The organism is Caloranaerobacter azorensis DSM 13643 (assembly GCF_900129995.1).
Lineage (GTDB): Bacteria > Bacillota > Clostridia > Tissierellales > Thermohalobacteraceae > Caloranaerobacter > Caloranaerobacter azorensis.
This window is the reverse complement of the sequence record NZ_FQXO01000067.1, coordinates 1-12,343: the sequence shown is the minus strand read 5'-3', so window position 1 is coordinate 12,343 and position 12,343 is coordinate 1. Positions and strand designations below refer to the sequence as shown.

The window sequence follows — 12,343 nt, the reverse complement described above, 5'->3', positions numbered from 1 at the left end:
ACGGTCAACCCCCACAGTGGACTTTCACCACCTAGTTGTTACGCATGCCCGGCACACAAACACCTAGAGATAACTAGTTACCTCTAGGTGTTTTATAGTTTAATCATTAATTTTCCCAAAAAAGCCTTCAAAACAAAAGTATGAATCTATATCCAAATTTCTGCTTTCAATTCATCGTTTTTTTAACTTTAGATATACAAAACCTTACACCATCTACATCCTTCTTTTTTAACCCCCTGCAAAGTAGTAATCTTCATACCATTCTTTCATATTTAATATAGTAAAATTACATGATTATAATCTTTAAAAATTCTTGTTTTTAAATCTTTTAATCTATTTCAAATATTTTTCTAACGTTTCGATATCTCCTATTTCAGTTAGCAATTTAACTGCCCAATCATAAGCAGAATCACGAAGCGTAATAGGGTGTTTTAAAATATATTCTTCCATTTTTGTCTTTTTTACAATATTTTCTGCATCTTTTAAAGATTTATTAAATGAAACTACTAGTTCTTTTATTGTATTAACAATTAACAAATGAATCTCTTTTTTAAGACTATTGTCTAACACTCTATCGCCTCCATAAATTTAAAACAATCAATTGTTTCTTATGCATGACTTCTATATGATTTACCCTCCAATGAATATGACTATAAAATATTTCCATCTGCAACCATAACAAATACAAAATTGCAATTATATTGATATATTCTATTTTTATTTTAATAACTTATTGAATATTTAAATTATAACCATTAGGTTGTAAAAATTTAATTTCTATTGCCTATTCATTTCATGTAAATCTGTTGAAAATAACCCCATTTTACTTATTTATTGATTTTTCAATTAGGTGTAAGAGTAACATCCACATTACATGTGAATTACATATGACAGTTTTTTTATAAACAAATATAAACAAATAAGTTGCTTTCAAAACTGTTAAATTTTTATCTATAAAATTTCTAATTTTATAAGTATAATATCTATTTTTGTACAATCAAAGAAAATATGATTGCCTATCGTAATTTCAATCGTTGAATCATATTCAAGTATTCTATCTATTAATCTATATACTTTATCAGCAATTTCCTTAGTCATTTCTTCTAATATGTTTTTAAATTTTTCAAAGGTTTAGTTAAACTATATGTATTTAAATTTCACTCTTATTCAATAATTAATTATATACTTCTATTAGCCTGAAACCAATTAGTTATTACTCATACATTATATACTTAAATATAATATTAACTAAAAAAAACCACTTTTTGATTTCTTAAATTTATACCCCAATCGAATTTACCATTATTATAATTATAAACAATGATTTCAGGATGATAATGTTTTACCATTCTTCCTAAACTGAAACTCAAAGAAACAGGTGTTATCGCAAATAAATGAATTCTGTCGACTCCTTTATTCTTTAATTGAGTAATTACTTTATCAAACTCTTTCTGATATATATCTATTTGAGCATAATTTGTTATTTTCCATCTTCCAATATTCTGAGGACCAAAAGATATAATTGAAGATACATTTACAACTTTCCTAATCTCATTATCATTGATTCTAAAGGATTGTTCAATCTTTAGTGCCACTTCATTATTTATTATTTCAGTTTGATCAATATTATCCACTAAATTGAGTGATGAATTATAAATACGTTTTAATTCAAAAAAACCCTTTCCTAAACACTCTGAATCCATTCCTTGATATTCATATAATATTGGATCATCAATATCAGTAAAATTAACACCATCTAAGAATCCTAAAGGGACATGTGGAAACCCAATATATATTAAAGAATTTTTATTTTTCATTATTTTTTTAGCATTTCTAATAGTTTTCTTCTGCTTCTGTACTAACTTTTCTAAATTCAGTTTACTAATTGTTCCATCATCAGCAAATTCTTTGTAAGACTCTAACTTAAATACTTTACATCCTGATTCTAAATAGTTATTTATGACCTCATTGATCCTACCGTCTTTCTTTGAAAAATTAGCAATCATCACATATTCTTTTTGAATAAAAGGAATATAGTTTAATAATCTTTGCAGCAATTTACTGTTTTTATATGCCATAATTGATGTAAGTCCCAAAATTACGGCTATAACTATTAGAATAAATAATAAAATCATACCGCCAGATTTATCTTGTTGAATAAACTGCATTATTTTTTCAACTAATTGTAAAATCACTATAATCACCTTCATATATTTGATGAATTGATTTTTTAATACGATTGCCTATCCATACTTTATAAACTGTATTTCCCGCTATAAGGAACACTAATAAATTGGTTTCAGTTTTTGATTCCTTCATTAAATTCATCCAATTCCTAATATCTTGTAAAGAAACAAATGGGATATCTTGGGGATGTGTATGCCACTCTCCAAAGTACATCTTAGTATATTGACTATCTATCCATTTTTGTTCTAATAACTTATTATGTTTTTCACTACGGACATATCTTGTTCTTGAATTAATATCTCCTTTTATAGGCATTGTTAAATCTTCTATAATGATATCATTTGAATCTCTAATAATTGATCCTATTAACATCCCACCTGCTTCACAATCTCTTTGGTTTAGTTGTCTACTATGATAAATTTCAACCAATATGTTATTATTTATTTTTATTTTCCTGTTACCTATATCAATTATCATCTTCATTTCTTCCTTTATAACAATATTTACAATCAAAATTAATATAATCGAAACTATCTCTTTGCAGATAATCTAAACTTTGTTCATATCTAGGAGAAGTTTCATACCCATTTGCTTCGAATTCTTTTGAATTTCCCTTCCATGAAACTAATGGATTACCTATCACTTGATTATTAATTACTCTTAATGCTAATCTTGAAGCAAGTAGAGCAGTTTCCATAGAATCAAGTCCACCATAAGGAGTAAAAGTTCCAGAACATCCATTGATATTCTTGGTATATGGTTTATCACTTCTTCCTGCAAATGAAGCATAATTATTTAATTTTTCATCAATTAGGCACTCATAGCAACCTCTATCTCCATTATTAACTAATAGAGCATGACCCCCTAGACCATATGCTTCCACCCATGTAAAAATTGCAGGAGTTTCTGTTTCTAAAACTAATTTATTAAGCCATCTTTCAATATTAGGATCACCAATTGCAAATATTGCTAAGTCATAATCTCTTAAATTGATAATTTCATCCTTAATAAGTAATAATATATCTTTATCATATGCTTGAATTCTTATACTTGGATATCTTTTTTGAATTTCCTCTTTTAAGAGCATAACCTTTTTCTTATTCTCGATTGCCTTGTTCATTCCTAAAAAATGTCTATATGAGTTTACTATATCCAATTTATCATAATCGACAATAGTAAAGTTTTTCAAACCAGACCGTGCTAATAAAAAAAGTATATCACTTCCTACTGACCCACACCCAACAATCAATACATTACAACCACTCTTTATTCCACCCCCTCTCTCTATTAAAGAACAATCATCATATCTATAAATATATATTGGATATATTTCAAATTTTTCTTGTAAATCAGACTGTATAATTGGATTAGATCTCTTACTATAACTTTGAACTTTTTTATACCATAATCCTATTGTTACTTTTTTTCCTGTTAATAAAGGAATCTCTAGTAAATAATAATAGTTCTTTTTATTAATCGAAAATGCTTCCACCTTTTTAAGTTTCTCTGGAGTAACATGATTTTTTATTAAACTTTCAATTTCTTTTGCACTCCAAAATTCATTTTGTTGAGGAACAGGACCGTTATATGGCTCATCTAACGGTATAAACAATGCTTTATAATGTAATTGTCCTGTTATTTTTCTCTCCAATAAATTTTCCAATGTCTTTATTGACTCTTGATCACTTTTCAAAAAAGCAAATGGATGATCTCTTTTTGTAAAGACGGTTATTTCTTCAATATCACTACCAGATGCGTATAATGATACAGCATATTCTAACTTATTCAAAGTAGCAAAATAATAGTTGAATTCCCTGTGGTATTCAACCAATTCATTATTATCAAGTAATACGTTTTCTACCCGTTCAAAAACCAAATCCAATGCTATGCTAGGATTATTATTCCAAATAATACCTTCTTGGTCTAAATAACATATAGTTCCATTTTTCAAAATATGAGGTTTATTTGGTATATGCAATCGAGTATCATCAATTCGTATCTTTGGTAATCGAGCAGGAAAAAAATCGTCAAAAGTTATTACTAAAGGTATCTCATAATTATTTCTCAGTTTGAATATAAGTTTAAAACTACCTTCTTCAATATCTTCTGTTATTTCACTAAGATATTCTTTTTCTCTTAACAATTCTTTAAGTTTTTCTTTCATTTTTATATCATTCCTTTATGCAGAACTAGATGAGGGAGCATTTGATCTATTCACTTGGTATCTACTCTCCTTCGGTTCTGGAATTGGAAACTTATTTCCAAAATAATTCGCTAGAAGTTTACATGCTGTATGCGGATCACAATCTTCCTCAGCCTTTTGTAAAGCATCGTATAAGTCACCCAACTTATAATAAAAATCTGTCATTTGAAGTTTCGACATTTTGCTAAAAATATTTTTATACGGTGTAACAGGTAATCTAAGATATATTGTATATAGGTATTCTTCTCTATCAGAATCCCACTCACTAATAAAACTGTTTTTTAGTTTCCATACAAAATTCTTTAGTGCTATTAAATCAACATATTCTAATTTCCCTGACAGTTGATTATACTCAGTATATGGCATAAACATTTCTACTGCTGCAATAGTTATGCCAATACTAGGTGGTCTGGCATTCCCACTAGACTTAAAACATATATCTTTCCATTTTTTCATATACCGAACTATTCGTTTAAACTGTTTTTTATCATCACCAGTAAATCTATTATTAATATATTCGTTTAATCCAATAGGATCTGCTGGTTCCCAATATTTATTATCATCATTAGAATGCTCTTTGCCCCACGCAAGATATAATTTACTATCATATTTTGATTTTGCATATACTGGTATATCAACATGATAAATTGGTTCATTATTTTGAGAATATGTTATTGTTACACATGGATTTTTAATTATAGGTGGTATAACAGTATGTCCATCCATAATGTCTCTAATCCATTTTTTTATTTCTGTAGGATCTTCATAATCCTCAATATATAAATCAAATATTGCTCCTTCATCAATATCATAATTACCATCATCAGGATTAATTCCTAAATCAACTGCATAACTTCCTTGGTCAATAAATTCCACATTTGGTACACCTTCTTCTCCATTTTGAAATTTCTTTTTTAATCCTTCTTTTATTCTGTTTGTAATAATATCTCGTTTTTCTCTTAATGTCGCATTTTCATCAAATCTTTTAAGTTTAATTTCATCATGGAATTTTTCAAATTGTTTTTGTATAGAAGCCATAAAACAACCCCTTTACATCTTTATTATATTTTTAAAGGCTATTATTTAAGTAATATATTAAATACAATATGTCTTAAATTTGAAGATTTTGTTAAATCATTCTGTTGTTACAATATATATGTATTGCTTGTACCATATACACAATATATAGTACCAAACATATATTTGCTTGTCAAGTATTACCAAATTACTTTTGAATTTTTCTAAAATCTCTTAATAATTACTTTACTTTTTCCATAAAATTATTAATAAATACTGTATACATATATTGCAAGATTATATATTACTGCAAAAAAACCTGAGCAAAAATAATTTCTGCTCAGGTTTTTTCCTAATATCTAAAACTTTTTATTAAATAGTCATTTTCATAAATTGCTCTATTTACAACTTCCCAAAATTTATTATATTCTTGACCTTTTCCATTATATTCCCCATTATTCCATTTTCCTTAATATACTATTTCCCCTTGATTTCCTCTGTATTATTTTTTTAACTCCATTCGTGTTTACATCTTGGAAGTCCCACCGGCTCTATTTCGACTAAACCTTCTATTCTCTTTATAAAATCTCCAACAGAATAATATCCATCAGAGTGTGATTTATCAATTTTATCTACTTTCTTAACCCATTTACCATTGCAATATGGTTTTCCAATTCCATAGTCTAATAAATGTCTTTGAAATTCATAATTGCTTTGTGTTTAATATTCTATGTTATAATTCCATATTTAGGCAGCAATTCATTCTTAATATAAAATTTATGTATTGTTAAAGCATCATGAAAATATTTCCAATCAGATATATGAAAAACTTCTTTTTTATCATATATTCGTCTATCTTTATCAATAACTTCTACAGCCTGTTTAAACCATTCTCTATCATCATATTCTATATCCACTTTAAAACCAAAAAATCCATCTTTAATTTTTTGCTTCCACAGTTCTTCTCTTTGCTCAATTGGCTTATTTACAAAAAGAACTTCTCTAAGTTTATCTTTTATTTCATCCCAACCCTTAGATTCTTTATCAAATAAATCAGATTTTTTATCTTTAACATCATTAATTAAAAAACTGTAAATATTATATGCTGCATCCATAGTTCTTTTCTGATTATCTATTCTAAAATACTCCTTGTTATTCCTACCTTTATATTTCCAAATTAAATATGGTTCATCTGGGAATATGAATGCCTGTGCATGTCCTATTGCAGGTAAAAATGTAGATTTTAACTCAACTTCAATTTCTTGAAACTCTGATTGTTCTTTATTTTCTAATTCTATGTCATCTACTTTATTATGAAATTTATATAATCCATGGAAATTTTGATGTGACCACGTATCTGCATAAACATGAAGGGCTATTCCAAGTCTATGAATACCATAAGGCTTGTTTAAAGTATTAAGTGTATCTTTAAGCATTTCTTTTGCAGTTCTACTATTTGCTCTACAAAGCAATTTTTCATAAAAATCTTTACCTTCGATACCCGGTAAAAAATGAAATGGCAAAAATATATCATATCCTGTTTTCTTACTAAATACACCTAAATCAAGAAATTTATGTGCTGACATTTGCTGCTGAAATCTTCCCCCACTTATAAACTCAAGTTCATGATCATATTTAGCATCATCTGTATGTTGGGAAGCATATGCTATTTTTTTGCTATACTCATGTTTTATACCTGCTAATCTACAAAGAACATAAATAGTGTAAAAATGAAAATCTATTTTCATTAATTTGCCCCCTTTTTAATTAAAAAGTAAATAAATTATACTCTGTCATTTTTCTACACAAAACCAATGCTGTGTATTAAACCTTCTAAATAATTATATTTTTTTAAAACAAATAAATATTTAAATTTTAATTTTGTTTTATTTATAATAATACTATTTTTTACTAATATTTTTGTAATTTGTTTATAAAATTATATATAGGTATTTTTATTGTTTTCAAGTATTTTCATTCTACTGTATTTTTTATTTTTTGAATCACTTCTAAATACTCTTTTACATCTAAAACATCTTCCAATTCAATATCTCCTGTACTTATCTTTTCTGTTAATTTCATTATCCTTAATTCTTTTTGGTCTGTAAATCCAGATTCTTTTATTACTTTCCAACCACAAGATGTTATATAATCCTCTAATTCCCCTTTTTTTAATATATAAATATTATTTTCTTTTAACTTATTTATAAAATTATAAACTTTTTTCTGTAAGTTTTCGTGTTGCTGCAAAGTCTCATAATCAACTTTCTTTTTAAATTTGGGCTTAATATTGTTCCATAACTCACGTAATTGTTCATTATACTCTCCATTGTTACACATATTTTCTATTAAGTTGCAAAATTCCTTTGCATCATATTTCTTTAGTTCTTCTTTTATTTTCTTGCTTCTTTTCCACGGGTTATCAGGTGAAACAATTTTAAATAATTCACTTTTAATTTCATTAATTTCTAACTCAGTTACACAATCAATAAATTCTTTTAAATGCTCTAATCCATCATATAAAATGTCAAAATCAGCAATCACATAGTATTCAATTCCTAAAGCAGAAATTAATTGTAAATACGGTCTAAAAAAATATTTGCCTCCAACTTTTGCAACTGTAATATTATTATTATCTAAAAAACCAATCTCTCCAAAGTGTTTGTCTGCAATTAAAGGTATAATATATTCTTCTCCACCTTCTACTAATATAACTTTATCTGCAAAAAATATTTCAGCATTTTTAGTAGATATAATATTTTGAATTTTTATTAAATCTTTATTTTTTTCAGAATGGAATGTAATACTTTTTGTTATAGTTCTTCCATCAATTTTTCTCACAACAATAATATTTTCTAAATTAGTATTTCTTATAAATTCACTGGAATGAGTTGTTATTATAACTTGATTACCGTTAACATGGTTAAGATTTATAAACTCATCAAACTTATTTGATAAAACTCTCCTTGCTTGAGGATGTAAATAAATTTCTGGTTCCTCTACTGCTAAAAGTGATGAATTTTTATGAAATTTACTACAATAATATGAAAACAAAGATATTATTAATGCACTTTGTATACCAGTCCCTTTATCTTTTAATAATCCTAAAACTCCATCATCAACAAAAATTTCTATTCCTTTATAAATATCATCTTTAGTATTTTCTAATAATTGAAAAGAAATATTATTATGATATATCGCTTTCTTAATTTTTTCTTGAATATCTGAAATAGCATCATTAAAAATACTGTCAGTTATTTTTTTAATTTCACTAAGTTTTGTATTTATTTCTCTTTTTTTGACAAAATCAGATTGTTCCCAAATATGTTTAATTAATTTTCCATACCAACTCCAACTATTAACTTTTAACTCATTACTAATATTTCTAACTGCTGGTAAAATTGCACTAGTTATTAGGGAATCTCTTAAATCATTAGGAAATTTTGAACATCGATAATAATTACTATTATATTTAAATAATATACTATAAGTCATTGAATATCCGTCTTGGTAGCAATCCATATCATACTTACGTTCATGATCTTTAACAGCACAAAAATAGATATATAATTCATCTGCATTACTAAACATATTAAATAACTGCTCTGTATCTCTATAGTATTTTCCTTGAAAATTGTTCATGAGTAGTTCACAATTTGTTCTATCACTATTTTCAAAAAAAGATTCTAATAAATTTGTTCCTTCTAAAGTTGCTAACCTTAATCCGTTAATTTTTTCAAATATTGTTTTGTTTATATCTTTTCCTTCTAATTTTACTGCTACAAAAAATGCCTTTTTACTTACCTCTTCTCCATCTTTTAAATATGAAAAAAAATCTTTTTCGCTTATTTTTCTTGAATATATAGGGCTTTTTTCACCTAAAATCAAGTTTAATGCTTTAACTATATTACTTTTACCTGCATTATTCTTCCCAACTAGTACATTTTTCCCTGGTCTAAATGAAATTTTTAATTTTTCAATACTTCTAAAATTCTTTATATATAATTTGGAAACAAACATTCAATATCCCCTGTTATCAAAATATATAATGCAAAATTTTACATTTTTATTATAAAATACTTTTCCCTTATTTTCCATACAACTTTTCAACATAACTACAATTATATTAATAATTTCATTAAATTTTAAATGGTTTTTATACTGAAAAGTCTTATTATCTAACAAAAAATTAGCAGCCTAACCTTTTGGCATTATTTTTCTGCATATTCTATATATTGAACATAAAAAACTTGAAATGTTACTTTTTCATTTTTTATATTGTTGTAGCAAATAATATGAAGGAGTGTTATCGATGATAAAAAGGGATAAATATATAGACAAATATTATCTAAAGGAATTTAAAGAGTATTTATTAGCAAATGATCGTTCTGAAAAAACTATTAAAACTTATTTAGATAATGTGATTCTATTTATAGAATATTTTAATGATATGGAAATTGAAGAATTTAATCCTGCAGTAATTACTCCTATTGATATTTTAGATTATAGGAGTTACTGTCAAACTATATTAAATCTTAGCGTATCATCTATAAATATTCGAATCGCAAGTTTAAAAAGTTATTTTAGTTGGTTGAAAATAGAAGGTATTATTGATAAAGATATAACTGTAAATATAAAAAAATTAAAGGATGCCAGAATTAAAGAGCCTAAGAGTTTTGATGAAAAAACATATAGAGCATTAAGAAGATTGTATTATAGAGAAGGAAATGAACTGCATATCTGTATATTTGAACTGCTTTCAAAATGTGGTCTTAGAGCATCTGAATTAGTTAATTTAAAATTGGATGATATTAAGATGAATTTTAATGAGAATGGTGATATCAGACAAGGAACGTTAGAAGTGATAGGTAAAGGTAATAAATATAGATCTATTCCTCTTCATAAAGATGTAAGAAAAGCCATTATGAATTGGATTAAAATTAGAAAGAAAAGAAAAATCAATAGCCCTTACCTCTTAATTAGCGAAAGAAAAGATAAATTTACTACAAATGGAATTTATCGTATCATTAAAAAATACCATGAAAAATTGCAATTAGATTCTAATTACAGTATTCATACCTATCGTCACTATTTCTGCCGTACACTTATAAAAAATGGGGCTGATTTATCAACCGTGGCCGCTTTAGCAGGACATAATTCAGCAGTTGTTACTAGTCAAATTTATACTATTCCGAACGAAAAAGAAAAACAAGATGTAATAGAAAAATTTTTATAACTGCCCTCAATTATCAAGGAGACAGGCTTTATTAATAGCACTTGTCTCCTTATTTGCATATATACAATTAGTTTTTTATTTTGGAATTAACCATTCATGAAAATCAGGTTCTTCTTCAATATAATAATTTTTACTTTCAATGCTTTTAATTTCCCCTAAATCTAAATCTTCTACCACCAGTTCTTTTTTTTCGCATTCAATCTCAATTTTTTTTGACCTTAAATAAGCAAATTCTAATACAGCAAAAATAGAAGTTTCTACAAGCATCATTTTATATATTTTTTTAAATCCTAATTCTTGCAGTTTTCTTGCATTATTCATTAATCGCTTAATTTCTTCCTCTGAATTTTCCTTATAACATAAATATATCTTCATTTTTCCTCTTAAATCTTTAAAATGTTTATACAGTAAATATAACTGCCCCTTACTAATTTCCTCTTGCATAATCCCAACTACATTGGACTTACCTAATTCATTTGCCAATCTGATTACATCGTCAGGCATTTTACAAATAAATAACTCATTTTCAACTGATTTAACAGCCTTATCTAAATTATATAATGCAAAAGATTTATCAAAACCTTCATTTGTAACATACTCTACATATGGTACTTTTTGATCAATAATTTTCTGTTTATCTTCATAACTTAATTCTTCACTGAGTTGCAATTTTTTAATTTGTTCGTAATAATGTACTTTTTTTGTAATAGCGTTTTTGCATATCATCCCTACAACCCTGCCATTTTCATCTTTTACAGGAAAACATACTCTGCGTTTTAAATAATTTTTAGAATTTTTGCCTGCATACTTTATATTAAATTCTTCTATGTCTCTTTTTTCTAAATTTTCCCTTTTGAAAAATGAAGTAAAATAATTGCAGTCTTCTAAACCAAACTCCTTTAACGAAATCTCTTTTAGTTCCTTCTTTTGAAGAATTAGTGCATTATTATAACTGCACATTTTATTAGGAATCTCTACACAATTTAATTTATCTTGTGCTATCGAATTTAAATCTATTTTCAATTCTTGAGCCAATTTGTATACTGCTTCTTTTCTTTCTAGATGCATTTGTTTTTCTATAAAAGTTATAATTCCTATATTAAACCCGCAATTTTTACACTCTATATACATGTTATTTTTATTATCCCTTTTTATTATACCCTGCCACCTTTTATTCACAGCATTTCTGCAGTTTGGACATTTTTCAAATAAATTAACTCCAAATTTCTGCTTATAGAGTGAATACAGTGCAATTGCTATTTCATGAGAATTTTGTTTATTTATTTCATTAGTTAAAACATATAGTTTTTTATACTGCATTATCTCATGTTTATTATATAAGTTTCCTCTATCCAATCTGCCGTATTTTAGGTAATAGTCAACAATTTTTCTTATATTAATTTCTTCTGCTTTTTTGTGCAGAAAATTTTCAACATAGTATGAATCTTCAAAGTCAATTTCTGCCAATGTTTTATTCTTATACTTTTTCCCAAATCTTATAATATAGTCTGCTGCATATGTCTTAAAGCAGTATTCTATTTCATTCTTGATTTTAGAATTGCAGTTATTATTATACTGCCAAAACAAATAATCTAATCCGGATATGTTTTCATATATATTAGCAGAATTTAGTACCTCCAGCATATCCCTGCCTTTGACTAATCCAAAAGTAAACTTTCTGCACATAGGTACCACTCCTT

Annotated in this window: 10 protein-coding genes; 1 reads left to right on the top strand and 9 read right to left on the bottom strand. The window is 26.3% G+C overall.

Annotated elements, in window-relative coordinates; genetic code table 11:
• Positions 1–333: 333 nt before the first annotated feature.
• The 8 genes from BUB51_RS09810 to BUB51_RS09780 all read right to left on the bottom strand — a co-directional run bounded on the left by BUB51_RS09810 (position 334) and on the right by BUB51_RS09780 (position 9,427).
• The gene (locus tag BUB51_RS09810; RefSeq protein WP_073197445.1) at positions 334–570 is read right to left on the bottom strand and encodes a hypothetical protein; all 237 of its coding nucleotides are present in this window, start codon (positions 568–570) and stop codon (positions 334–336) included.
• A gap of 381 nt (positions 571–951) precedes the next feature.
• Positions 952–1,098, bottom strand: coding sequence for a hypothetical protein (locus BUB51_RS13165; protein WP_159430413.1), 147 nt, complete (start codon positions 1,096–1,098; stop codon positions 952–954).
• 146 nt (positions 1,099–1,244) lie between these two features.
• Positions 1,245–2,195, bottom strand: a complete 951-nt coding sequence (locus BUB51_RS09805; protein ID WP_073197443.1) for an SAVED domain-containing protein — start codon at positions 2,193–2,195, stop codon at positions 1,245–1,247.
• The gene (locus BUB51_RS09800; RefSeq protein WP_073197441.1) at positions 2,176–2,664 is read right to left on the bottom strand and encodes a Mov34/MPN/PAD-1 family protein; all 489 of its coding nucleotides are present in this window, start codon (positions 2,662–2,664) and stop codon (positions 2,176–2,178) included. Before BUB51_RS09800 ends, BUB51_RS09805 begins: the two co-directional genes overlap by 20 nt.
• Positions 2,654–4,351, bottom strand: a complete 1,698-nt coding sequence (locus tag BUB51_RS09795; protein WP_073197439.1) for a ThiF family adenylyltransferase — start codon at positions 4,349–4,351, stop codon at positions 2,654–2,656. The genes BUB51_RS09800 and BUB51_RS09795 overlap by 11 nt, the downstream gene beginning before the upstream one ends.
• 15 nt (positions 4,352–4,366) lie before the next feature.
• Positions 4,367–5,428 (bottom strand): cyclic GMP-AMP synthase DncV-like nucleotidyltransferase, encoded by a 1,062-nt coding sequence (locus BUB51_RS09790; protein WP_073197437.1) that lies wholly within the window; start codon positions 5,426–5,428, stop codon positions 4,367–4,369.
• A 707-nt stretch (positions 5,429–6,135) separates the two neighbouring features.
• Positions 6,136–7,155: a DUF6765 family protein gene (locus tag BUB51_RS09785; protein WP_073197435.1), complete on the bottom strand. Its 1,020-nt coding sequence runs from the start codon at positions 7,153–7,155 to the stop codon at positions 6,136–6,138.
• 226 nt (positions 7,156–7,381) lie between these two features.
• On the bottom strand, positions 7,382–9,427 hold the full coding sequence (locus BUB51_RS09780) for an ATP-dependent nuclease (protein ID WP_073197433.1): 2,046 nt from the start codon (positions 9,425–9,427) through the stop codon (positions 7,382–7,384).
• A 292-nt stretch (positions 9,428–9,719) separates the two neighbouring features.
• On the opposite strand from BUB51_RS09780, the gene BUB51_RS09775 reads away from it, so the two are divergent.
• The gene (locus BUB51_RS09775; protein ID WP_073197431.1) at positions 9,720–10,643 is read left to right on the top strand and encodes a tyrosine-type recombinase/integrase; all 924 of its coding nucleotides are present in this window, start codon (positions 9,720–9,722) and stop codon (positions 10,641–10,643) included.
• A gap of 75 nt (positions 10,644–10,718) precedes the next feature.
• Here the strand turns inward: BUB51_RS09775 and BUB51_RS09770 are convergent.
• Positions 10,719–12,343: hypothetical protein (locus tag BUB51_RS09770; RefSeq protein ID WP_207647537.1), on the bottom strand; the 1,625-nt coding region annotated here is incomplete at its 5' end.

What these genes read in the sequence shown, in the direction of transcription:
- BUB51_RS09780 (WP_073197433.1), bottom strand. Translation starts at nt 9,427, where the DNA reads ATGTTTGTTTCCAAATTATATATAAAGAATTTTAGAAGTATTGAAAAA.
- BUB51_RS09795 (WP_073197439.1), bottom strand. Translation starts at nt 4,351, where the DNA reads ATGAAAGAAAAACTTAAAGAATTGTTAAGAGAAAAAGAATATCTTAGT.
- BUB51_RS09800 (WP_073197441.1), bottom strand. Translation starts at nt 2,664, where the DNA reads ATGATAATTGATATAGGTAACAGGAAAATAAAAATAAATAATAACATA.
- BUB51_RS09785 (WP_073197435.1), bottom strand. Translation starts at nt 7,155, where the DNA reads ATGAAAATAGATTTTCATTTTTACACTATTTATGTTCTTTGTAGATTA.
- BUB51_RS09790 (WP_073197437.1), bottom strand. Translation starts at nt 5,428, where the DNA reads ATGGCTTCTATACAAAAACAATTTGAAAAATTCCATGATGAAATTAAA.
- BUB51_RS09775 (WP_073197431.1), top strand. Translation starts at nt 9,720, where the DNA reads ATGATAAAAAGGGATAAATATATAGACAAATATTATCTAAAGGAATTT.
- BUB51_RS13165 (WP_159430413.1), bottom strand. Translation starts at nt 1,098, where the DNA reads ATGACTAAGGAAATTGCTGATAAAGTATATAGATTAATAGATAGAATA.